We start from the raw sequence: 23,754 nt of genomic DNA, 5'->3' as shown, positions 1-23,754 counted from the left end.
GCCCCCGTCCCGCGGCGCCTCACGGCGCCGTGTCCGGCGATTGTCGGACCCGCATGGGAGGATCGGCACCGTGGCTAAGAAGGCATCGAAGACGGCACCAGAAGCAAACCCTCGGCAGAGCGGCGGGGCGCAGCCCCGGCTTATGCTCATGGACGGGCATTCCCTCGCATATCGGGCGTTCTTCGCACTCCCGGCGGAGAATTTCAACACCACTTCGGGGCAGCCCACCAACGCGATCTACGGCTTCGTCTCGATGCTGGCCAACACCCTGCGTGACGAGGCGCCCACGCACTTCGCCGTCGCCTTCGACGTCTCCCGCAAGACCTGGCGCTCCGAGGAGTTCTCGGAGTACAAGGCGAACAGGTCCAAGAGCCCGGACGAGTTCAAGGGCCAGGTGGAGCTGATCGGCGAGCTGCTCGACACCATGCGGGTGCGCCGCTACGCGGTCGACGGCTTCGAGGCGGACGACGTGATCGCCACGCTCGCCACCCGGGCCGAGGCCGAGGGCTTCAAAGTGTCCATCGTCACCGGCGACCGGGACACCTTCCAGCTCGTCAGCGACGACGTCACGGTGCTCTACCCGACCAAGGGCGTCTCGGAACTGACCCGCTACACCCCGGAGAAGGTGCAGGAGAAGTACGGCCTGTCCCCGGCGCAGTACCCGGACTTCGCCGCGCTGCGCGGCGACCCCTCGGACAACCTGCCGGGCATCCCCGGGGTCGGGGAGAAGACGGCCACCAAGTGGATCACCCAGTTCGGCTCGCTGGCCGAGCTGGCCGAACGGGCGGGCGAGGTCAAGGGCAAGGCGGGCGAGAACCTGCGGTCCCACCTGGAGTCGGTGCTGCTCAACCGCAGGCTCACCGAGCTGGTGCGGGACGTGGAGCTGCCCGACGCGCCGGAGGACCTGGCCCGAGCGCCCTACGACCGCGACGCACTCGCCGTCATCCTGGACACCCTGGAGTTCCGCCACCAGAACTTCCGCGACCGCCTCTTCGCGGTGGACCCGGCTGCCGCGCAGACCGAGGAGCCCGCGCCCGCGGAGGGCGTCGAGGTGGAGGGGACGGTCGCCGCGGCCGGTGCGCTCGCGCCCTGGCTGGAGCAGCACGGCACGGCCGCCCTCGGTGTCGCCACGGTCGACGTGTGGAAGCAGGGCACCGGCAGTGTCAGCGAGGTCGCGCTGGCCACCGGCACCGGCCCGGCTCTGTGGTTCGACCCGGCCGAACTGCCGGAGGAGGACGAGCGGGCGTTCGCCGACTGGCTGTCCGACCCGGACCGCCGCAAGATCATGCACGACGCCAAGGCGCTGATCCGGGTCTTCGCCGACCACGGCTGGCGGGTGGACGGCGTATGGATGGACACCGCGCTCGCCGCCTACCTGGACAAGCCGGGCCGCCGCTCCTTCGCGCTGGACGCGCTGTCGGTGGAGTACCTGGGCCGCGAGCTGGGCCCGGCGGCCGAGGCCGACGGGCAGCTCACGCTCGGGGTGGACGAGCAGGCCGAGGCGCAGGCCCTGATGGTCGAGGCCCGCACGGTGCACGACCTGGGCAGCGCCTTCGAGGAGCGGCTGGAGCAGGTGGGCGCCGCCGACATGCTGCGGGAGCTGGAGCTGCCGACGTCCGAGCTGCTGGCCGGGATGGAGCGGGCCGGTATCGCGGCGAACCGGGAGTGGTTCACGGGCCTGGAGCAGCAGTTCGCCGGGGCCGTGCAGCAGGCCGTCGAGGAGGCGCATGCCTCGGTGGGCCGCGAGTTCAACCTGGGCTCGCCCAAGCAGCTCCAGGAGGTCCTCTTCGGCGAGCTGGGGCTGCCCAAGACGAAGAAGACGAAGACGGGCTGGACCACCGACGCGGACGCGCTGGCCTGGCTGGCCACCCAGACCGAGCACGAGCTGCCGGTCATCATGCTGCGCTACCGCGAGCAGCAGAAGCTGCGCACCACGGTCGAGGGACTGATCAAGACGATCGCGCCCGACGGCCGCATCCACACCACGTTCAACCAGACGGTCGCCGCCACCGGCCGGCTCTCCTCGACCGAACCGAACCTGCAGAACATCCCCGTCCGCACGGACGAGGGCCGCGCCATCCGCCGCGGCTTCCGGGTCGGCGAGGAGTTCGAGTCGCTGATGACGGCCGACTACAGCCAGATCGAACTGCGGGTGATGGCCCATCTCTCGGAGGACGCCGGGCTGATCGAGGCGTTCACCTCCGGCGAGGACCTGCACACCACGGTCGCGGCGCAGGTGTTCGGCGTCGAGAAGAGCGGCGTGGACGCGGAGATGCGCCGCAAGATCAAGGCGATGTCCTACGGGCTGGCGTACGGACTGTCCGCTTTCGGGCTCTCGCAGCAGCTCGGCATCACCCCCGACGAGGCGCGGAAGCTGATGGACACCTACTTCGAGCGCTTCGGCGGGGTGCGGGACTATCTGCACCGTACGGTCGAGGAGGCCCGCGCCACCGGCTACACCCACACGATCATGGGGCGCCGCCGCTATCTGCCCGATCTGACCAGCGACCACCGGCAGCGCCGCGAGATGGCCGAGCGGATGGCGCTCAACGCCCCGATCCAGGGCACGGCGGCCGACATCGTCAAGGTCGCCATGCTCAAGGTCGACGCGGCGCTGCGGGCGGCCGGGCTGCGCTCCCGGATGCTGCTCCAGGTGCACGACGAGATCGTGCTGGAGATCGCCCCGGGAGAGCGGGAGCGGGTCGAGGAACTGGTGCGTTCCGAGATGTCGACGGCGGTCTCCCTGCGGGCGCCGCTGGACGTGTCGGTGGGCGTCGGCCTGGACTGGGAGTCGGCGGCGCACTGAGCCGCGCGGGAACCCGGGCGGTCGCGCCGGGACCCCGGGCGGGGGTGTGCGGGGCCCGGCGGCGCGCGATGCGCCGGCTCGCGGCCCTGCCGTCCAGCGACCCCGCGGCCGCGGATCCCCGGGCTTCCGGCGGCCGCGACGCGGGCGGCGGGTGCCGACCTCCCGGCTGCCGTTCGCCTACCGGTTCCTGTGAAGGACATGGGGGAACAGCGGGGCGAACATCGGGAAAACCGGCGTCCTAAGCGGGTCATAAACGCCAGAAGCCCCGCAGGGCCGCTGACTTGGGGCGGGCTCTGCCGTAAGGTCGCGGTGACTGCGTCCGATGGGGAGAGGACGGGACTGACCTATGGCGCGAATCCGGGGCCGGCACGCCGCACGGCGGGCGGCCACCACAGCGGCGGGACACCGGCGCCGCGGCGGGCTGCGCAGTGCCAGATACCGCAGGGGGCTGGGCGGCACGGCCGTCGCGGCCGTCGTCATGGCGGCGCTGACCGCCTCGCAGGCGCCCGGGGTGGAACTCGCCGGCGACGGCGGTGCCGACCGGCCGGGCTCCGCGGGCGACCGCACGCCGGGCGACGACGAGTACGCCACGGAGCTGCCGCCGTTGGAGTCCCCGCATCCGCCCGGTACGTCCGAACCCGGCGGCTCGGAGAACACCTCCGGCATCCCCGCCTCGGTGCTGGCCGCCTACCAGAAGGCCGCCCGGTCGCTCGCCTCCCGCACCCCGGGCTGCGGGCTGCGCTGGGAACTCCTCGCGGGGATCGGCAAGGTCGAGTCCGGCCACGCCCGCGGGGGCGCCGTCGACAAGGACGGCACGACGCTGCGCCCGATCCTGGGTCCGGTGCTCAACGGCAACGGCTTCGCCCGCATCAAGGACACCGACGGCGGCCGCTGGGACAGCGACACCACCTACGACCGTGCGGTCGGTCCGCTGCAGTTCATCCCCTCCACCTGGGACCGCTGGGGTGCGGACGGCAACGGCGACGGCCGCAAGGATCCCAACAACATCCATGACGCCGCACTCGCCGCGGGCGGCTATCTGTGCGCGGACGGGCGCGATCTGTCCACCGGCGCCGGGCTGGACCGGGCCGTTCTCAGCTACAACAACTCCAGTGACTATCTGCGGACCGTCCTGGCCTGGTTCGAGTACTACCGCAAGGGCACCCACGCGGTGCCGGACCGCGACCTTTCCGTGCTGCCGACCACCCCCGGAGTCGGCGAGTCCGGGAGCGGTTCGAGCCCGGGCGCGGGGCGCCGCGGCGCGGACCCCGCGGACGACAGGCCCGGCAAGCCGAACAGGCCCGGCAAGCCGAACAGGCCCGGCGAGCCGAGCAAGCCCGGCAAGCCGGACAAGCCCGGGGACCCGGACGAACCCGGCGACGGGGACGACGACGGCGGCAAGCCCAGCCCCGAACCGACCGGTCCGCACGCCATCGAGCGGGTCGGCGCCGGGAAGTTCACCGCGGTCGCCGGTGAGGACTTCACCGGGCACCCCGTCGTCCGGGTGGAGACCGCCAAGGGCAAGGGCGTCAAGGGCGTCGAGGTCCGGTTCGAGGTCCGCGGCGAGACCGAAGCCGCCTTCGAGGGCGGCGCCAGGAGTGCGACGGTCACCACCGATGCGCAGGGCGACGCGACGGCGCCCGCACTCGGCGCGGGCGGCCGGACCGGTGACTTCACCGTGCGCGCGACGGTCCCCGGCAAGAAGCTGGGCAGCGTCGATTTCACGGCCTCGGTCACGGCCCCGCGGGCCGACACCCTGGCGCGGACGAGCGATGTCGCGCTGGAGGCCGGCAAGGGCGGAAAGTTCGCCGAGGCCGTGGAGGTCAAGGCCACCCGCAAGGGCAAGGCCGTCGCGAACACCACGCTGACGGCCACGTTCGGCGACGAGGAGGAGGCCGGCCCGTACTTCGGCAAGGACGAGCAGGGCACTCCGATCCGCCGGCTCGCGGACCTGAAGACCGGCGCCGACGGTGTCGTCGCGCTGCCCGAGCTGTTCGCCGGCGACCGGCCCGGCACCTACACGCTGACGCTGACGGCCGAGGGCGGCGCCGGCGTGCAGGTGAAGGTCGTCGTCAAGGGCTGAGCACCACGGCCTCCCGCCGCCCCCGGTGCCGAGCACCGGGGGCGGTCCGGTGTGCGGCCGGCCCCGGCCCGGCGGCAGCGGCGACGCGTGCCCCACGGGCGACCGGGGCGTCCGGCGGAACGTCCTCCACCGGGGCGTCCGTCCGGCCCTCGCCCGCCCGACGGGCTCACCCCGGCCGCCCGCGAGCCTTCGTGCGGCCGGTGGGTTCGGCCGCGGCGGGGTCCTCCGGCCAGGGGTGCTTGGGATAGCGGCCGCGCAGCTCGGCCCGCACACTCCGGTAGCCCTCCGCCCAGAAGGACGCCAGATCGGCGGTGACGGCCGCGGGACGCCCGGCGGGGGAGAGCAGGTGGAGCAGCAGCGGCACCCGCCCGTCCGCCAGCCGCGGAGTCTCCAGCGCCCCGAACATCTCCTGGAGCTTCACGGCCAGCACCGGCTGCTCCGGTGTGTAGTCGACCCGGATCCGTGCCCCCGACGGCACCTCGACCCGCTCCGGCGCCAGCTCCTCCAGTCGCGTGGCCGCGCCGGAGGCCCACGGCAGCATCCCCGACAGCACCTCACCCGCCTCGATGCCGGCCAGGTCGGCGCGCGAGCGCACCTGTCCCAGCCGGCCCTCCGCCTGTGCCAGCAGTGCCTCCTCGGAGACGTCCGGCCAGGGTGCGCCCAACGCCCGGTGCAGGAAGGCCAGCCTGCGGCGCAGCGCCACGGCCCTCGGTGACCAGCGCAGCAGATCCGTTCCGTGCTGCCGCAGCCCCTGCAGCGCGGCCTCCCGCAGCGCCTCGGGCGGCGGGTGGGGCAGCGGGCGCACCGACAGCCGCACCGCCCCCAGGGACTCCACCCGACGGGCCACCACGTCACCGGGCGCGTCCTGCGGACCCTGCCCGGGGTCCCAGCGGACCTCCTCGCGCACTCCGTACAGCGCGCCCGCCGCGGCCCGCGCCGTCGCCTCGTCGATCGCGGCCGCCATCCGCACCCGGGCCGAGGCGTCGCCCACCGGCCGGTCCGCGACGGCGACGGCCAGCCACCGGGCCCCGCGCAGCGCGCTGTCCGCGGCGAGCTCGGCGCGGGTGCCGCCCGCCATCAGATACGCGCTGCCGCTCTGCGCCCGCGCCACCCGCTCCGGCTGCGCGAGTGCCACCACCGTGCCCACGGCCAGCTCGTGGGTGAGCCCCTCCGGCGGCTCCGTGCGCGCGCCCAGCAGCGACCGCAGCCGCCGCACCTCGGCCGCCCAACGCGTCCCGTACGGGTCCTCGCGCGGCGCCGCGCGGGCCCGCCGGACGGCTTCGGCCGCGTCGTCCCCGTACGCCCGCGGGGGCTCCTCGCCCAGCAGCGCCACCGTCTCGCAGGCCGCGTCGCTGCCCACGGCCGCGGCGCCGTCCAGCAGCGCGCGGGCCAGCCGCGGGTGCACCCCCAGACCGGCCATCCGCTGCCCCCGCCGGGTCACCCGGTCCCGTTCGTCCAGCGCACCGACCGTCCGCAGCGTCCGCCGCGCCGCCGCCATGGCGCCCTCCGGCGGCGCGTCCAGCAGCGCGAGCCGCGCCGCCCGCGGATCGCCCCAGCAGGCGGCCTGCAGGGCGAACGCCGTCAGATCGGCCACCGCGATCCCGGGGGACGGATCGCGCGGCCGCCCCGCCTCGTCGGCCTCCGCCCAGCACGCGTAGGCCACGCCCGGTGCCTCACGGCCGGCCCGGCCGCGGCGCTGCTCGGCCGCCGCGCGGGAGACCCGCACCGTGGTCAGCGAGCCGAGCCCCCGCGCATGGTCCGTGCGGGGCTCCCGGGCCAGCCCCGCGTCCACCACCACCCGCACCCCCGGCACCGTCAGACTCGACTCGGCCACCGCCGTGGAGAGGATCACCCGGCGCTCCCCGCGGGGCCCGCCGCCCAGCACCTCGTCCTGCACCCGCGCCGGTGCCCGGCCGTGCAGCGGGAGCACCCGCGCCGCCTGCCCCGACAGCAGCTCGGCCACCCGGGCGATCTCGCCGACGCCGGGCAGGAAGCAGAGCACGTCGCCCTCCGGCTCGGCCGCCAGCGCCTGCCGGACGGTCGCCGCCACATGGCGCAGCAGCCCCGGATCGACGCGCATGCCGTGCGGCGGGCGCAGCCCGGCGGGCGGCGGCGCGTACCGCACCTCCACCGGATGGCTCGTACCCCGGCCGTGCACGACCCGCGCGTCCAGCAGCCGCGCCCACGCCGCGCTGTCCTGGGTGGCGGACGCGGCGATCAGGTGCAGGTCGGGGCGGAGCGTCTCGCGCACGTCCAGCAGGAAGGCCAGCGCCGTGTCGGCGTCCAGATGGCGCTCGTGGCACTCGTCCATCAGGACGGTGTCCACACCGGGCAGCTCCGGGTCGCGTTGCAGTCGCTGGAGCAGCACGCCCGTGGTCACCACCTCCACCCGGGTGCCGGGCCCGGCCCGGCGCTCGCCCCGCACCGTGAAGCCCACGCTCCCGCCCGGCCGCTCGCCCAGCAGCCAGGCCATCCGGCGCGCCGCCGACCGCGCCGCCATCCGGCGCGGCTCGGCCACCAGGACGGTGCGGGCCGGTGCGCCGTCCGGCAGCAGCCCGGCCAGCGCGAGCGGCAGCAGCGTCGTCTTGCCGGTGCCCGGCGGGGCGTGCACGACGGCCGCTCCGCACCCGGCGAGCGCGTCGCGCACCCGGGGGACCGCCTCGGCTATGGGGAGCTGCTGCAACTGGTCGTCATGGCGCACCAGCCGATTGTGCCCGGCCGGCGCCTCCGGTGTGCCTCCCGGGGCGGGGGTGCCGGGGCGCGGGGGACACGGTGGCGCCGGATGTCGTGCGGTGCGGGCCACCGTGCACCGGGCCCCGCGCGGCGACGCGAGGTGCGGAGGGCCGTACGGCCCTCCGCCGCGGCGCCGCGGCGGTCAGGCGAGCGTGCACACGAAGACGGCCGTGCCGGGCACCAGCCGTCCGCGCAGCGGCGACCAGCCGCCCCATACCTGCTGGTTCCACTCCGGCCACTCCGGCTCGACCAGATCCTCCAGCCGGAACCCGGCCCCGACCAGCTCCCGCACCCGGTCCCCCAGGGTGCGGTGGTGCTCCGCGTACACCGTCCGCCCCGCGCCGTCCTCCTCCACGTAGGGCGTGCGGTCGAAGTAGGAGGCGAGGACGGTCAGCCCCTCGGGCCCCGGTTCGTCGGCCAGGGACCAGCGCAGCGGGTGGGTGAGGGAGAAGACCCAGCGGCCCCCGGGGCGCAGCACCCGGGCCACTTCGGCGAACACCCGCTCGGGGTCGGCCACGAACGGGATCGCGCCGAAGGCCGAGCAGGCCACGTCGAAGGACCCGTCCGCGAAGGGGAGCGCCCGGGCGTCCGCCTCGACCAGCGGGAACTCCGGCCGGCCCGGCTCCCCGCCGCCGATCCGCAGCGCGTGCTGCAGCTGCCGGTGGGAGAGGTCGAGTGCGACGGGCCGGGCGCCCTGGGCGGCCAGCCAGCGGGAGCACTGCGCGGCCCCCGCGCCCACTTCCAGCACGTCCAGGCCGCGGAGCCGCTCCGCGGGGCCGAGCAGTTCCGCCTCGGCCTCGTCCAGGCCCTCGGGGCCCCAGACGAAGCGGGCGTCGCCGAGGAAGTCGCCGTGGTCGTTCTGGTACTCGTCCGCGTTCCGCTCCCACCAGCCGCGGTTCGCCCGGCTGGTCTCCCGGTCCCCGGCCGGCCGCCGCACGGCCGCCGCGTCGTCGGTGTCGTCCGCGGTGTGTCCGGCGGCCCCGGTGTCCCCGGTCTGCTGCCCGGCGTGCCCGGCGTGCCCGGAGCCGGCCCGCGGGCCGGGCGCGCCGCAGGACCGGGCCCCGGGATCACCCTGGGTCAGGGGGTGGACACCCTCGCCGACCTCGTGCTTTTGTTCCATTACGGCGCTCCCCGTACTCTCGGTTTCTCGGTGTCCCCGCGGCGCGCCCCGGGGTGCCTTCCGGAGCTCGGCCGGGCGGCCCGGGTCCGGCGGACCGGCTTCCGGCCACGGCCATCCGGCCGTGCGGAGCGGCGAGTTCTGCCGGGTATGGGGTGTTGCATCCCAGGTGTGCTCTTTCGCGCATTGACCATGCCCAGCGGCCCCCGTATGCTACAAGTTGCGCTGCGGGCCTGCGTGCCTCGGACCGAGCAGGCCGCGCTCGCATCGACTGTATGTCCCCTCGGGTTCCGGGTTTTCCAGGCTGTCCGGCTGACTTGCATGTGTGGTGCGTTCGAAGGGTCCTCGGCGTAGCAGTACCTACGACTTCATGTCCGTACCGGAGACCCTTTTCCACATGACGAGCAGCACCGAGACTTCCGCCACCACTCCGCAGGTTGCGGTCAACGACATCGGTTCCGAGGAAGCCTTCCTCGCCGCGATCGACGAGACGATCAAGTACTTCAACGACGGCGACATCGTCGACGGCGTCATCGTGAAGGTCGACCGGGACGAGGTCCTGCTCGACATCGGTTACAAGACCGAAGGTGTCATCCCTTCCCGAGAGCTGTCGATCAAGCACGACGTCGACCCGAACGAGGTCGTCGCCGTCGGTGACGAGATCGAGGCCCTCGTCCTCCAGAAGGAGGACAAGGAGGGGCGCCTGATCCTCTCGAAGAAGCGCGCCCAGTACGAGCGGGCCTGGGGCACCATCGAGAAGATCAAGGAAGAGGACGGCATCGTCACCGGTACCGTCATCGAGGTCGTCAAGGGTGGTCTCATCCTCGACATCGGCCTCCGGGGCTTCCTCCCCGCCTCCCTGGTCGAGATGCGCCGGGTGCGCGACCTCCAGCCGTACGTCGGCAAGGAGCTCGAAGCCAAGATCATCGAGCTGGACAAGAACCGCAACAACGTGGTTCTCTCCCGCCGCGCCTGGCTGGAGCAGACCCAGAGCGAGGTCCGCCAGACCTTCCTCACCACCCTCCAGAAGGGCCAGGTGCGCTCCGGCGTCGTCTCCTCCATCGTCAACTTCGGTGCCTTCGTGGACCTGGGCGGCGTCGACGGCCTGGTGCACGTCTCGGAGCTGTCCTGGAAGCACATCGACCACCCCTCCGAGGTCGTCGAGGTCGGCCAGGAGGTCACCGTCGAGGTGCTGGACGTCGACATGGACCGCGAGCGCGTGTCCCTGTCGCTCAAGGCCACCCAGGAAGACCCCTGGCAGCAGTTCGCCCGCACCCACCAGATCGGCCAGGTCGTCCCCGGCAAGGTCACCAAGCTGGTGCCGTTCGGTGCGTTCGTCCGCGTCGACGAGGGCATCGAGGGCCTGGTCCACATCTCCGAGCTGGCCGAGCGCCACGTGGAGATCCCGGAGCAGGTCGTCCAGGTCAACGACGAGATCTTCGTCAAGGTCATCGACATCGACCTGGAGCGCCGCCGCATCAGCCTCTCGCTGAAGCAGGCCAACGAGTCCTTCGGTGCGGACCCGACCGCGGTCGAGTTCGACCCGACGCTCTACGGCATGGCCGCGTCCTACGACGACCAGGGCAACTACATCTACCCCGAGGGCTTCGACCCGGAGGCCAACGACTGGCTGCCGGGCTACGAGAAGCAGCGCGAGGAGTGGGAGGGCCAGTACGCCCAGGCCCAGACCCGCTTCGAGCAGCACCAGGCGCAGGTCATCAAGTCCCGCGAGGCCGACGAGCAGGCCGCGGCCGAGGGCACGACCGGCGGCGGCGCCAGTGCCCCGCAGGGCGGCGGCCAGGGCGGCGGCCAGGGCGGCGGCTCCTACTCGTCCGAGGGTTCGGACGAGGACTCGGGCGCGCTGGCCTCCGACGAGGCGCTTGCCGCGCTCCGCGAGAAGCTGGCCGGCGGCCAGAGCTGATCGCTCGCCGCGAGGCGAGGAGCACACGAGCGGAACCGAGGCCCGCACCCTTTCGGGGGTGCGGGCCTCGGCCCGTTCCGGCCTGCCGTCGGCCACCCGCGGAAGGCGCCCGGTGGCGCGTCGGCTGTCCGGAAGCGCCGCACGCCGCCCGGAAGCGAAACGGCCGATCCTCCGAAAGGGGAATGCGGGCGCGGGGGCGGGGCGTTGGCAGGGGTATGGCACAGAAGCGGGAAGCGATGTACTCCTGGGACCAGGCGGGACTCGACGCGGTCGACGCGATCGTCGACGAGCCGGACAGCGCCGGGCTGGTGATGCTGTACCACCTCGAGGGCTTCATGGACGCAGGCGACACCGGTGAGCAGATCGTGGAGCGGCTGCTGGAGAGCCAGCCCGCCCGCACCGTCGCCCGTTTCGACGTCGACCGCCTGCTCGACTACCGGGCGCGCCGGCCGATGATGACCTTCCGCCGGGACCGCTGGGTGTCCTACGAGACGCCCCGGCTGGAGCTGCGGCTGCTGCGCGACGCCACGGACGCGCCGTTCCTGCTGCTGTCCGGCCCGGAGCCGGACAGCGAGTGGGAGGGCTTCACCGCGGCACTCCGCGAGATCGTGGAGCGGCTGCGGGTCCGGCTGTCGGTGACCTTCCACGGCATCCCGATGGGCGTGCCGCACACCCGTCCGGTCGGGCTGACCCCGCACGGGAACCGCACCGACCTGGTACCCGGCCAGGGGTCCGCCTTCGACGAGGCCCAGGTCCCGGGCAGCGCGGCGGCGCTGACGGAGTTCAGGCTGGCGGAGAGCGGACACGACGTGCTCGGTGTGGCCGCCCACGTCCCGCACTACATCGCCCGCTCGACCTATCCCGACGCCGCGCTCGTCGTGGCCGAGGCGATCACCTCGGCGACGGGTCTGGTCCTCCCGGAGGTGGCGCACGCGCTGCGGACGGAGGCGCTGCGCACCCAGAACGAGATCGAACGGCAGCTGGCCGAGGGGGACGACGAACTGGTCTCGGTCGTCCGCGGCCTGGAGCAGCAGTACGACGCGGTGGCGGGTGCCGAGACGCGCGGCAATCTGGTGGCCGAGCCCGCCGAGCTGCCCTCCGCCGAGGAGCTGGGGGCGGTCTTCGAGCAGTTCCTCGCCGATCGTGAGGGCCAGCAGGGTCCGGGCTCCGAGGGCGGGCGCCAGGAGTGAGCCGGGCCGCTCCCGCGTGGGCCGCCCTGTCCGGTTCCGGAACCCGGCGGCGCCCGGCGGATACGGGCTGCCGCCCGGGTGCGGTCACCCGATAGCGTGGGGCGCATGGTGAAGGTGGGTCTGACGGGCGGGATCGGCTCGGGCAAGAGCGAAGTCGCACGGCTGTTCGCCGAGTGCGGAGCGGTGGTCGTGGACGCGGACCGCGTCGCGCGGGAGGTCGTCGAGCCCGGCACCCCGGGCCTGGCGGCGGTCGTCGACGCGTTCGGTGCGGAGGTCCTGACCCCGGAAGGACGCCTGGACCGGCCGCGGCTGGCCGCCCTCGTCTTCGCCGACCCGGAGCGGCGGGCGGCGCTCAACGCGATCGTGCACCCCCTGGTCGGCGAGCGCTCCGCGGAACTGGAGCGTGCTGCGCGGGAGGCCGACCCGGACGCGGTCGTCGTCCACGACGTGCCGCTGCTGGTGGAGAACGGACTCGCGCCGCTCTACGACACGGTCGTCGTCGTGGACGCCGCCACCGAGACCCGGCTCGACCGCCTGGTGCGGCTGCGCGGCACGGACGAGGACGAGGCGCGCGCCCGGATGGCAGCGCAGGCGAGTCGTGCCGAGCGGCTCGCGGTCGCCGACATCGTGATCGACAACAACGGGCCGCTGGCGGAGCTGGCGCCCCGGGTCCGCGAGATCTGGCACGAGTTGCACGGCTGACCCGCCGCCGGGTGTCCCCGTCCGCCACCGGCCACCGGCCGTCGGCTCCCGGGAGGGGATCCGCGACCGCCGCGACCGCCGGCGCCGCGGCGGGCATTTCCCCGGGAAGGGGCACACCGGCCGTATTCCGTTCGTCTTGCCCGGCCGAGGGGCATATGCTCCCCAGTCCCCGGCCGGCGGACCGCCCCGGGAATGGCCGCGGGCGGTCCGGCGTTGTGCCGAGGCGTCAGCCGACGGAAGGGCAGTGCTGTGACGAGCCCCGAGACGAACCTCATCCAGTTCCGCGCGGCGGAGCAGCTGCTGGCAGCGCGCGACCCGCGCGGCGCGGTCGACCTGCTGGACAACGTGATCGACGAACACCCCGAGCACCGGGGTGCGCGGCTGCTGCGCGCCCGCGCGTACTTCCTGGAGGCCCGGCTGCGCTCGGCCGAGCAGGAGTTCCAGTGGGTGCTGGAGCGCGAGCCGGACAACGCCTTCGCGCACTTCGCCCTGGCCCGTACGCTCCAGCGCGGCTCCCGGGACGAGGAGGCACGCGCCCACTTCAAGCTCGCCGCCGCACTCGACCCCCGGCCCGACTTCGTGGAGGCCGCCGGTTTCGAGAGCTTCGAGCCCCCCGCCCCCGGGGCGACGGACCTGGGCAACTGACCCGCGGAACGCGGCCCGGACCCGGACCCGGGCCGGTCAGTGCGGCCCGGGCACCGTCTCGGCGGCAGCCGCGACGGCCAGCAGCTCGGCCTCCCGGCCGTGCGCGGCCACGAGTTGCAGCCCGACCGGTTCACCGGCCCCGGTCCGACCGGCGGGCAGGCTGATCGCCGGGTGCCCGGTGATGTTGAAGGCCCAGGTGAGAGCGACACTCATGTCCTCACCCGGCCCGTGGTGACCGTGCGGCGGGTTGGGAGTGGTCGGAGTGGCGAGCAGATCCACCGCGGCGAAGACCCGGTCCAGCTCGGCCGCGAGCTCCGCGCCCGTGCGGTCGGCGGCCGCGGCGGCTGCCGGACCGGCCGCGGTACCGCCTTCCGGGCCGGCGGCCGTCCCCGGAGGGCGGCGGGCGCGGAGCGTGCGCCAGCAGTCGGCGGCATCCGGCAGCCGGACGGCTGCGGGCCGCGGGGCGACGGCGCCGGTCCGGGCCAGCTCGTCCAGGAAGGCACGCGCCGTCGCGGCGACCGGCTGCCGGGTGTCGGCGCAGCCCAGGGTGGCCGACCACGCCGTGCGCAGCGGGCGCTCCGGAGGCCCGGGGGCGGATGCGGAGGTGCCGGTGAGGGCGGCGAAGCAGGCGGCGGTGTCGGCCGCGGTGCGCGCCAGTGGTCCGGGCACGCTCCGCCGGGGGCGTCCCGGCGGGCTGCCGGGCAGGGGCAGCAGCCCGCCCGTCGGCTTCAGGCCGAGCACCGCGCACCACGCGGCCGGGATCCGTACGGAGCCCGCCCCGTCGCTCCCGGTGGCCAGGGGGACCATCCCGGCCGCGACGGCCGCGGCCGAACCGGCCGAGGACCCGCCCGGACTCAGGTCGGGCCGCAACGGGTTGAGGGTGCGGCCCCGGTCGGTCATTCCCCAGGTCTGCCACGGGGTTCCCGGGCCGGGGGTCGCCGTGGCACCGACGGGCACGCAACCGGCCGCGACCAGCCGGGCCACGCAAGGTGCCGAGAGCCGCTGCGTGGCCTTGACCCCCAACGGCACTCCGGCCAGCGGCAGCCGCTCGCCGTCCCCGACGGCCCGGTCGACGGCCGCCGCGTACTCCAGCGCCCGCGCGGGCCACACCGAGTCGAACGCTCTGACCGACGGGTCGGCTTCCGCGATGCGGGCCAGCGCTTCCCGCACCACCTCGCGCGCCGTGACGCGTCCCGCGGCCACCTCGGCGGCGATCCCGGCCGCCGACAGCGGACCGCGGGCGGGACCGGGCGGACGCGCCGGGGCGGCGGCTGCTCCACGTGCGTTCGGACCGCTCACGGGGAAACGGTACAACCGGACGCGGTCCGGCGGCTCCGTCCCCGGCCGAACCACCGTGAGACGCATGGACGCTGCCACCGTGTTCGGCCTCGCCGGCACCGCCGCTGCCGCCGCCGGCGGTGCTGCCGACGCGGCCGGGCGGTCCGCCCGGGAATTGCTGCTCTCGCTCGTGCGCAGGGTGGGCGGCCGCCGCGGCGACCCCGGAGAGGGGCGGCTGCCGGCCGTCGCCCCGGCCGACGGCCGGCAGGTCGGTGCACTGACCTGCCGGCCGGCCGAGCAGGCACGAGGTGACGAGGAGTTCGCCGCCCTGCTGTGCGGTTGGGCCGCGCGGCACGCCCCGGCGCTGCGGGCCGAACGCTCCGAGGTCCGCAGCACGGCCGCGGGCCCGGCGCGGGTGCGGGGGCCGGTGATCCAGGCCGGGACATCCACGGCGGCACCGGCCTGGGCCGAGCCCCGCCCCGCTGCCCGGCGTGCCGCCGGTCACCGTCCCGGCCGGGCATCCCTCGAGTGCCGGAGCCTTGTCAGTGGGCGCTCCTAGACTCGTTCCACGAGTGCGGGCCGGGTGTGCGGCCCGCCGGCCCGCTGTGGGCCGATGCGGTCGAGGAACGAGGGCGGAAGCGAGGCGCGGATGGGTCCGGGGAGCGGTGCGGGCCTCCTGAGGTGCGCCGCGGTGTTCCTGCCGGGCGAGGTGCCCCGTGAGGGGCGCGTGGCGTTCTGGCGGGAGGACGGGGGCGAGCTGCCCGAGCAGGGGGTGCCGGGAGAGCTCGCGGTGGTGCGGCCGCACGGCGGGGGCGTGCGGCGGCGCGTGGTGCCGGCCCGTCGGCTGTCGGTCCGCGAGGCCCTGCCCGTGTTGATGCGGGCGCGTACGGAGAGCGGTGCGCACCCCGCGGCCGCCTGCTGGGGCGCGGCGGCGCTGCACGGACTGCGGCTGGTGGCCCGCGGACGCCTGGTGCCGGGTCTGGGCGAAGGGGACGAGGACGTGTGGCGGGCGGGCCCGCTGGACCCGGAGGACGTGGCGCAGCTGCGGGCGGTCGCCGCCGCCATGCCCCCCGGAGGCGCACGCGGTGCCGGTCCCGCGGGATGCGGCGGACCCCGGAAGCCGCCCGGCGGACGCCCCACTGCGGGTCCCGGAGCCCGAGGCACTCGTGCGGGACTTCCTGGACGCGGTCGCCGACGTGCTGCCCCGCACCCCCGCCGGGTCCGCGGTGGCGGGGCCGGCCTTCGCGGACCCGGGGCGGCGACGGCTCACCGAGCAGTATCCGCGGCTGCGGGAGTGGGCGGGTGAGGTGGCCGCGGGCGCCGAGCCGGGTGTCCGGGTCTCCCTGCGGCTCGATCTGTCGGCGGACCGTGTCTTCGACGGCGGCCCCGAGCCGGAGGGCCCGCGGGACCACCGGCCGGTCGCCGGCCGGGAGGGCGCGGACGGGCGGCACGGCCCGGAGGTGCTCGGCGAGCGGAGTGGCCGGGAGCGGACCGAACCGGAACCGATCGCCCCTCGGTGGACCGGCCCGGAGCGGCACGGCCCGCAGCGGACCGGCCCCGCGGCGGAGCCGTATGTCGCGGCGGCGGTCGTCCAGGCGACGAGCGCCGCGGATCCGACGCTCGTCGCGGACGTGGCCGCGCTGTGGCAGGGCGAGGCGGAGTACCTCGGGCCGCGGGCCCGGGTGGAGACGGTGCTGGCGGTGCGGCGGGCCGCGCGTGCCTGGTCGCCGCTGGGACGGTTGCTGGAGCGGCCCGCCCCCGACGTGCTGCCGCTGACCGGGACGGAGCTGGACGACCTGCTGGGCCGGGCGGCCCGGGAACTCGCCGCGGCCGACGTGGCCGTGCACTGGCCGCGTGCCCTGGCCCGGGAGCTGCTGAGCGCGACGGCGGTGGTGCGCCCGGGCCCGCAGTCGCCGGGTTCGGCGGCCGACGGGTTCGGCTTCTTCAAGGAGCAGCAGCTGCTGGAGTTCCGCTGGCAGCTGGCGCTGGACGGCGATCCGCTCACCGAGGCGGAGATGGACGAACTGGCGGAGGCGCACCGCCCGCTGGTGCGGCTGCGCGACCAGTGGGTGCAGGTCGATCCGGAGCTGGTGCGCAAGGCGCGCAAGCGGCACCTGGGGCTCCTCTCGCCCGGTGACGCACTGGCCGCAGCCCTCTCCGGGGAGGCGGAGGTGGACGGGGAACGGGTGGAGGCGGTGCCGGTGGGCGCCCTGGCGGCGCTCCGGGACACCCTCCGTACCGCCACCGACCCGGACCGGGCCGCGGTGGCCGCCCCCGCCCGGCTGCACGCCCGGCTGCGCGGCTACCAGCGTCAGGGGCTCGGCTGGCTGGAGTCGATGACGTCGCTCGGACTGGGCGGCTGCCTCGCCGACGACATGGGGCTGGGCAAGACCGTCACCCTCATCGCGCTCCATCTGCGCCGCGCCGAGCACGGCGCGACGGCGCCGACGCTGGTGGTCTGCCCCGCCTCGCTGCTGGGCAACTGGCAGCGGGAACTCGCCCGCTTCGCGCCCGATGTGCCGGTACGCCGCTACCACGGTCCCGGACGCACCCTGGAGGGGCTGGCGCGCGGCGGCCCCGGAGCAGCCGGGGAACCGGAACCGGACGCGGGGTTCGTCCTGACGACGTACGGCACCCTGCGCGGCAGCGCGGAACAGCTCGCCGGACAGGCGTGGGGACTGGTCGTCGCGGACGAGGCCCAGCACGTCAAGAACGCGGGCTCCGCGACGGCGCGCGCGCTGCGCACCCTTCCGGCCGCCGCCCGGATCGCCCTCACCGGCACCCCCGTGGAGAACAACCTCTCCGAGCTGTGGGCCCTGCTCGACTGGACCACGCCCGGACTGCTCGGCCCGCTCAAGACCTTCCGCGCCCGGCACGCCAGAGCCGTGGAGGGCGGTGAGGACCCGGAGGCGGCGCAGCGGCTGGCCCGGCTGGTGCGGCCCTTCCTGCTGCGCCGCAAAAAATCCGATCCGGGCATCGTCCCCGAGCTGCCGCCCAAGACGGAGACGGACCACACGGTCGAGCTCAGCCGGGAGCAGGCGTCCCTGTACGAGGCGGTGGTGCGCGAGACCCTGGCGCGGATCGCGGAGGCGACGGGCATGGAGCGGCGCGGCCTGGTGATGAAGCTGCTGACCGCGCTCAAGCAGATCTGCAACCACCCGGCGCAGTATCTGCGGGAGGGAGCGGCCGGACGCCTCCCCGGCCGCTCCGGCAAGCTCGGGCTGCTGGACGAACTGCTGGGCACGATCCGGGCCGAGGGTGGTTCGGTGCTGGTGTTCACCCAGTACGTGGAGATGGCCCGGCTGCTCCGGGCGCATCTCGCCGAACGCCGCATCCCGGCCCAGCTCCTGCACGGCGGGACCCCGGTGGGCCGCAGGGAGGAGCTGGTGGACGCCTTCCAGTCCGGTGCGGTCCCCGTCTTCCTGCTGTCGCTCCGGGCGGCGGGCACCGGTCTCAACCTCACCCGGGCCGGACACGTCGTCCACTTCGACCGCTGGTGGAATCCGGCAGTCGAGGAGCAGGCCACCGACCGGGCCTACCGCATCGGTCAGACGCAGCCCGTTCAGGTGCACCGGCTGCTCACCCGGGGCACGGTCGAGGATCGCATCGCCCGGCTGCTGACGGCCAAGCAGCAGTTGGCCGACGCCGTGCTCAGCGGGGGAGAGGCCGCGCTGACGGAGCTGACCGACCGGGAGCTGGCGGATCTGGTGGCGCTGCGGAGGCAGCCGTGAGCGGCACCGCACCGCATCCGGCGGGGAGTTGGGGCGCCGGCTGGCTGCGGGCGATGGAGGGCGCGGCGCTGGACACCGCCCGGCTGGCGCGCGGCCGGGCCTACGCGGACCCGGACGGGGCCCGGGGCGCCGCCGGTGCGGTGTCCGCACCGCGGGTGGGGCCGGGACGCGTCCTGGCGTATGTGCGCGGCAGCCGCGCGCGCCCCTACCGGGCCGAATGGCGGCTGCCCACGCTGTCCGAGGAGGAGTGGACGGCCTTCCTGACGGCTGTCGCCGGCCGCCCGGTGCTGGCGGCGGCGCTGCTGGACGGTGAACTCCCCTGGGACGTGGTGCCCGTGGCGCAGTCGGCGGGGGTCCGGCTGCTGCCCGGCTCCGAGGATCTGCTGCCCGCGTGCAGTTGCCCGGACCGCGGACACCCCTGCAAGCACGCGGCGGCGCTCGGCTACGGGACCGGGGCGCTGCTGGACGCCGACCCCTGGGCGCTGCTGCTGATGCGGGGCCGCAGCGCGGAGGCGGTGCGCGCGGAGGTCGCGCGCCTGGGTGCGGCCCGCACCGGCCCCTCCGCGGAGCGCCCCCGCACGTGCGGAGACGGGACGTCGCCGCGCCGGTCCCGCGGGGATGCCGACGGCTCGCCGGGCGACGGGCGGGGGCCGCGCGTCACGCGGCTCGCCACCGAGGTGTTCGCCGCCTCCGTGCGCCCTCCGCTCCCCGAGCCGCAGCCGCTGCCGGACGTCGCGAGCGGGCCGGGGGCCTATCCCGAACTACCCGGCGCACCCGACGCCGACGCTCTCGCCTTCCTGGCGGCCGACGCGGCGGTCCGGGCCCGGTGCGCGCTCTCCGCCGTGCCGGTGGAGCACGACGGCGCGGGGCCGCGTGGCGTGGGCGAGTACGATCCGCTGCCCGACCTGTCGCGCTGGCACGACACCGTGCGCCTCGCCGCCACCCACCCGCAGTTGACCGGTCGCCGCACCCTCTCCGCGCGCTTCGCCGGTCTGGCGCGGTCGGCCGGCCGGGACCCGCTGGAGCTGGCCCGGGCCGCGGCGGCCTGGCGGCAGGGCGGTCCGGCCGGGCTGGCCGTGCTGGAGGCCGCCTGGGATCCGCCGGCGGGCGACTTCGACCGCGGGCGCAGCGCCCTGGCGGGCCTGGGGATAGCGATGACCATCCACCGCAACCAGCTCACCCACACCACGCGCCCCGTCCAGCTCCGCTTCGGGGGCGACGGCCGCTGGTATCCCTACCGGGACGCTTCCGGCCCGGGTTCCGCGGACCGCGGCGGCTCCGGCCCGGACGGCCGCGCGGACGCCGCCGACTGGTGGCCCGAAGGCCCCTCCGCGGCCGACCCGGTGCAGGCCCTCACCGGGCTCGGGCAGCGGTGACCGTCGCGGCCGGGACCGCGCTCCGGGGCGGCCGGTCCGCCGCCCCGGGAGGGGCGCTGTCACCCGGAGCGAGTACTCTGCGCCGAACGCAGAGACAGCGCCGTATCCGCGGCGAACGGAGCGAGGAGCGGTCCGATGGCCTTTCGCAAGGCGACGATGAAGAAGCAGGTGGCCGAGGCCATAGCCCAACAGGCTCCCGGAGACCGTCCGCTGGTGTCGGTCGGGACCGTTGCGGGGCCCACACCGTGGCTCAGTGTCGGATTCCTCGGCCTGATCGGCCAGTTCCTCATCAAGTACTACTTCATCACGGTCACCGAACAGGCCTTGCTGGTGCAGCGGATGTCCCGGTTCTCGCAGCGCCCGAAGGAAATCGTGCACGCGATCCCGCGGGAGCAGGCCCGCTCGCTCTTCGGCGAGATCCAGCTCAACCCCCTGTGGAGCTTCTACCACATGGCGCTGCCGGGCGAGGCGAAGCCGGTGCGCATCAATGTGCACCGCATCTGGCGGAACGAACTGGAGGAGCTGCTCGCGGTGGTCGGCGGCGCGCAGGGCGCCCCGCAGGGCTACGCCCCGCAGCAGTACGCCCCCCAGCCGCAGCAGGGTTACGCGCCGCAGCAGGGATACGCGCCCCAGCAGGGTTACGCGCCCCAGCCCCAGCAGGGCTATGCGCCGCAGCAGCCCCCGCAGGCCCAACCCCAGCCCGGAGGCCAGCCGCAGCCCGGCCCCTACCACGGCCAGTCCCAGGCCCCCGGAGCCCCGGCGGCCCCGCCCCAGCAGCCCCCGCAGCAGCCGGGCCCGTACTACGGCAACCCCGGCCCGCAGCAGGGCGGTGCTCCCGCCGACCCCCGCGGTAACCCGTACGGCTGATCCCGCCCGCCGTTCCGGCGCGGCAGTTCCCCGCGCCGGGCCGGGCCGCCGAGGTGCCGACCGGCCATCCGGCTGGAACCCTGGAACCATCCGGAGTGCCGCCGGTCGGACCCGGCGCCGCGCGTACCACCGGCGCCGGCGGGGGCCCGGGGGTGCCGGGACCGTGGGGACACGGCCGGTCACCGGGGAACAAGCGCCCGGCGACCGGGAGTTGCCCTGGAGGAGCGGCGCCGACGACGGCGCGGGCGACGAGAGGCGGAGCGGACATGACGGCCACAGCGCGAGGCGCCGAGGAGCAGGGTGCGCGGATGCGCCTGGCGGCGATGCCGCAGGACTGGACCCGGGCCCTGGCGGTCGTCGCCCATCCGGACGACATGGAGTACGGCGCCGCCGCGGCCGTGGCCGAGTGGACGGCGCAGGGCAAGGACGTCGCCTATCTGCTCGCGACCCGCGGCGAGGCGGGTATCGAGACCATGGACCCGGCGGAGGCCGCCGGGGTCCGCGAGGCCGAGCAGCGGGCCGGCTGCGCACACGTGGGCGTCACCGGGGTGGAGTTCCTCGACCACCGGGACGGAGTGCTGACGGAGGGACCCGCGCTGCGGAGCGACATCGCGGCGGCGATCCGCAGGCACCGCCCCGAACTGGTCCTCACCCTCAACCACCACGACACCTGGGGCGGTGGTCCCGGCAGCCCGTGGAACACCCCCGACCATCGCGCGCTGGGCCGCTCGGTCCTCGACGCGGTGGGGGACGCGGGCAACCGGTGGATCTTCAGCGAACAGTTCGACGTGGAAGGTGTCCTGCCGTGGGACGGAGTGCGGTGGGTGGCGGTCTTCGCCTCTCCGGCCGTCACGCACGCGGTGCCGGTGGGGGAGGAGGCGACCCGCAAGGGAGTCGCCTCACTGCTGGAGCACCGTGCCTATATCGAGGCGCTCACCGACGAGGACCCCGAGACGTACGCGCGCTCGATCGTGCACGGGGGCCTGGATCTGCACGCCGACCGGACCGGTGGGCGGCGCGCGGTGGCCTTCGAACTCCACGCGCGCTGATCGTCGGCGGAGCCGGCGGCGTGCCCGCCGGCTCCGCCTCCGGCGTGTGGCGACGGACCCGCCGTGCGGCCCCGCCCCCGGGGACATCCGTTGCCGTCGGCGGCCTTCCTCAGCGCCGTACCGCGACCGTCACCGTCAGCGCCGTGACGGGGATCAGCAGCGCCGCTGCCAGCAGGTTGAGCCAGCCGTAGCCGGCCTGGGCGACCACCAGTCCGGAGAGCGCGCCGCCGACACCGGCGGCCGAGTTCATGATCAGGTCGGAGAAGCCCTGCACGGCGGCGCGGGCCCGCTGCGGTACCGAGTCGGTCAGCAGCGCGGACCCGGCGACCAGCCCCGCGGACCAGCCCAGCCCGAGCAGGAACAGCCCGACCGCGGACTGTGCGTGGTTCCCGTCCGCCGTCCCGGCCAGCGCGGTGGCGCACCCGAGCAGCGCCGCGCCCACCAGGATGACGCTGAACCTGCCGATCCGGTCCGCGAGCCAGCCCATGACGGGCGAGAAGGCGTACATCCCGGCGATGTGTCCGCTGAGCACGAGCCCGATCAGTTCCACCCCGGCGCCGTGCCCGCCCAGGTCCACCGGGGTCATCACCATCACCGAGACCATGACCGTGTGCGAGCCGGCTATCGCGGCCAGCGCGACCCGGGCGGGCGCTGAGGCCGTCACCGCGGCCAGGCCGGCCCGCAGCGACCGGTCACCGCCGTCCTCGTCCGACTGCCGTCCCCCGTCCGCTCCGGGCTGCCCGCCGCCTTCGTCCGGCCCGCCGCCGGCCGTCGCCTTCCGGGCCAGCGCGCGGGCCGTCAGCAGCGGGTCGGGCCGCAGCAGCACCTGCAGCAGCCCTCCGGCGATCAGGAAGACCACCGTGCCCCACAGGAAGGGGCCGGCCGTCTCCGGCACCCCGAGGCCGGCCACGCTCCTCCCGGCGGGCCCCGCGATGTTCGGACCCAGGACCGCGCCGACCGTGGTCGCCCACACCACCGTGGAGATGGCCCGCGCCCGGTGCAGCGGCTCGGCCAGGTCGGCGGCGGCGAAGCGGGCCTGGAGGCCGGCGGTGTTGCTCCCGCCGAAGGCGGCCATGCCCACCAGCAGCAGCGGGAAGTTGCGCAGCGCGGCTCCGGCCACCACGACGAGCCCGCCGACGGCCGCCACGGCGTAGGCGGACGTCAGCCCGACGCGCCTCCCGCGCCGCGCCATCAGCGCCGCGCACGGCAGGGACAGCAGTGCCGTCCCGATGACCGAGGACGTGGACGCCAGTCCCGCCACGGCCTCGGAGCCGCCGATGTCCTCGGCCAGCACGGCGGCCAGCGCGACCGCCGTGGAGACGCCCAGCCCGCCGAGGATCTGGCTGAGGACCAGGGCCAGCCGCACCCGTCGCCGCACGGCAGGCAGATCGATCCCGCCGTCCGCCGCCGGTTCCCCGGCCGGCTGCCGCGGGCCGCGCACGGCGAGTCCCCCGGGCCGGGTGCCGCGCTGTGCGAGCCCGCCGGGCGCTTCCGGCGGGCCGCCGGTCCGCTCCGGCGCCGTGCCCACCGGTCCGTCTCCCGCGGCTTCCGGGGTGTCATCACCGTCGGCCGTGTCGCGAATGTCAGTCACGCCGTGCAGTCTGGCACCCGGCGCCGTGCGCCACCACGGACTTACGGCCGGTCCCGCAGGGCTCAGAACAGCGGCTGCGGCAGCACGCCCTCCAGCGCGAGGAGCGCCCGCTTGGTCTCCAGCCCGCCCCCGAAGCCGCCGATCGCGCCGGAGCTCTCCAGCACCCGGTGGCAGGGCACGACCACCGGCAGCGGATTGGCGCCCATGGCGGCGCCGACCGCGCGGGCCGCACCGGGGTCGCCCGCGCGTACGGCGAGGTCCTGGTAGCCGACCGTCGTCCCGTACGGCACACCGGTCGCCAGCTCGCGCAGCACCCGCGCGGGGAAACCCTCCGTCAGCGACCAGTCCAGCGGCACGGTGAAGGGCGCCGGAGAGCCCGCGAAGTAGTCGTCCAGCGCCGCCGCGGCCGCATCGAGATGCCCGGCGGCGGACGCCGGGGCCTGCGCCGCGGGCAGCGGTCCGGCGCCCAGCCGGGCGTGCAGCCGGGCGAGGGCCCGGTCGAGCGTGCGTCCCCGCGCGTGGAAGACGACGTTGACCAGGCCCTCCGCGGTCGCCGCGAGCAGCAGCGGTCCGATGGGCGTCTCCCGCGGCCTCCAGGCCGCGGGCCGCACCGGGGTGTCAGTCATACCGGCACCCTAGAGGTGCCCACCGACAGCCGACGCCCT

The 23,754-nt window shown here is 75.5% G+C and carries 16 protein-coding genes; 11 read left to right on the top strand and 5 right to left on the bottom strand.

The genetic code is table 11. The features are described 5' to 3' along the window. Positions 1-70: 70 nt before the first annotated feature. Positions 71-2,806, top strand: a complete 2,736-nt coding sequence (gene polA / locus A949_RS0122985) for a DNA polymerase I (protein ID WP_026004941.1) — start codon at positions 71-73, stop codon at positions 2,804-2,806. A gap of 346 nt (positions 2,807-3,152) precedes the next feature. Then, entirely contained in the window at positions 3,153-4,889 is a 1,737-nt protein-coding gene (locus tag A949_RS0122980) for a lytic transglycosylase domain-containing protein (protein ID WP_019358387.1), read from the top strand. Between the two features lie 166 nt (positions 4,890-5,055). Here the strand turns inward: A949_RS0122980 and hrpB are convergent, their stop codons facing one another. Next, the gene (gene hrpB / locus A949_RS0122975; RefSeq protein ID WP_019358386.1) at positions 5,056-7,590 is read right to left on the bottom strand and encodes an ATP-dependent helicase HrpB; all 2,535 of its coding nucleotides are present in this window, start codon (positions 7,588-7,590) and stop codon (positions 5,056-5,058) included. A gap of 174 nt (positions 7,591-7,764) precedes the next feature. Next, complete coding sequence (locus A949_RS0122970; protein WP_019358385.1) at positions 7,765-8,742, bottom strand: class I SAM-dependent methyltransferase; 978 nt, start codon at positions 8,740-8,742, stop codon at positions 7,765-7,767. A gap of 394 nt (positions 8,743-9,136) precedes the next feature. On the opposite strand from A949_RS0122970, the gene rpsA reads away from it, so the two are divergent. From rpsA to A949_RS0122950, 4 genes are all read left to right on the top strand, one after another. Beyond that, positions 9,137-10,660, top strand: coding sequence for a 30S ribosomal protein S1 (rpsA, locus tag A949_RS0122965; RefSeq protein WP_019358384.1), 1,524 nt, complete (start codon positions 9,137-9,139; stop codon positions 10,658-10,660). Between the two features lie 236 nt (positions 10,661-10,896). Then, positions 10,897-11,850 (top strand): PAC2 family protein, encoded by a 954-nt coding sequence (locus A949_RS0122960; RefSeq protein ID WP_106428881.1) that lies wholly within the window; start codon positions 10,897-10,899, stop codon positions 11,848-11,850. 105 nt (positions 11,851-11,955) lie between these two features. Then, positions 11,956-12,552 (top strand): dephospho-CoA kinase, encoded by a 597-nt coding sequence (gene coaE / locus A949_RS0122955; RefSeq protein ID WP_019358382.1) that lies wholly within the window; start codon positions 11,956-11,958, stop codon positions 12,550-12,552. Positions 12,553-12,744: 192 nt separating this feature from the next. After that, positions 12,745-13,197 (top strand): tetratricopeptide repeat protein, encoded by a 453-nt coding sequence (locus tag A949_RS0122950; protein ID WP_051019593.1) that lies wholly within the window; start codon positions 12,745-12,747, stop codon positions 13,195-13,197. Between the two features lie 36 nt (positions 13,198-13,233). Here A949_RS0122950 and A949_RS0122945 read toward each other — a convergent pair whose 3' ends face one another. Then, positions 13,234-14,496 (bottom strand): amidase family protein, encoded by a 1,263-nt coding sequence (locus tag A949_RS0122945; protein ID WP_019358380.1) that lies wholly within the window; start codon positions 14,494-14,496, stop codon positions 13,234-13,236. Between the two features lie 64 nt (positions 14,497-14,560). Here A949_RS0122945 and A949_RS34220 point away from each other — a divergent pair, with 64 nt between their 5' ends. The 5 genes from A949_RS34220 to A949_RS0122920 all read left to right on the top strand — a co-directional run bounded on the left by A949_RS34220 (position 14,561) and on the right by A949_RS0122920 (position 21,498). Beyond that, complete coding sequence (locus A949_RS34220; RefSeq protein ID WP_019358379.1) at positions 14,561-15,034, top strand: hypothetical protein; 474 nt, start codon at positions 14,561-14,563, stop codon at positions 15,032-15,034. A gap of 526 nt (positions 15,035-15,560) precedes the next feature. Further along, positions 15,561-18,206, top strand: coding sequence for a DEAD/DEAH box helicase (locus A949_RS34215; RefSeq protein WP_019358378.1), 2,646 nt, complete (start codon positions 15,561-15,563; stop codon positions 18,204-18,206). Beyond that, a complete protein-coding gene (locus A949_RS34210) occupies positions 18,203-19,582 on the top strand; it encodes an SWIM zinc finger family protein (RefSeq protein ID WP_019358377.1) in 1,380 nt (459 codons plus the stop codon). Before A949_RS34215 ends, A949_RS34210 begins: the two co-directional genes overlap by 4 nt. 135 nt (positions 19,583-19,717) lie before the next feature. Further along, positions 19,718-20,449, top strand: coding sequence for a hypothetical protein (locus A949_RS0122925; RefSeq protein ID WP_019358376.1), 732 nt, complete (start codon positions 19,718-19,720; stop codon positions 20,447-20,449). Between the two features lie 266 nt (positions 20,450-20,715). Beyond that, a complete protein-coding gene (locus A949_RS0122920; RefSeq protein ID WP_019358375.1) occupies positions 20,716-21,498 on the top strand; it encodes a PIG-L deacetylase family protein in 783 nt (260 codons plus the stop codon). A 109-nt stretch (positions 21,499-21,607) separates the two neighbouring features. On the opposite strand, the gene A949_RS0122915 is transcribed toward A949_RS0122920, so the two are convergent. After that, a complete protein-coding gene (locus tag A949_RS0122915; RefSeq protein WP_037707330.1) occupies positions 21,608-22,939 on the bottom strand; it encodes an MFS transporter in 1,332 nt (443 codons plus the stop codon). Between the two features lie 212 nt (positions 22,940-23,151). Next, on the bottom strand, positions 23,152-23,715 hold the full coding sequence (locus A949_RS0122910) for a methylated-DNA--[protein]-cysteine S-methyltransferase (protein ID WP_019358373.1): 564 nt from the start codon (positions 23,713-23,715) through the stop codon (positions 23,152-23,154). Positions 23,716-23,754 lie beyond the last annotated feature (39 nt).

The organism is Streptomyces sp. AA1529 (assembly GCF_000280905.1).
GTDB lineage: Bacteria > Actinomycetota > Actinomycetes > Streptomycetales > Streptomycetaceae > Streptomyces.
The sequence above is the reverse complement of the archived record's forward strand: the minus strand, read 5'-3'. Positions and strand labels throughout refer to the sequence as shown.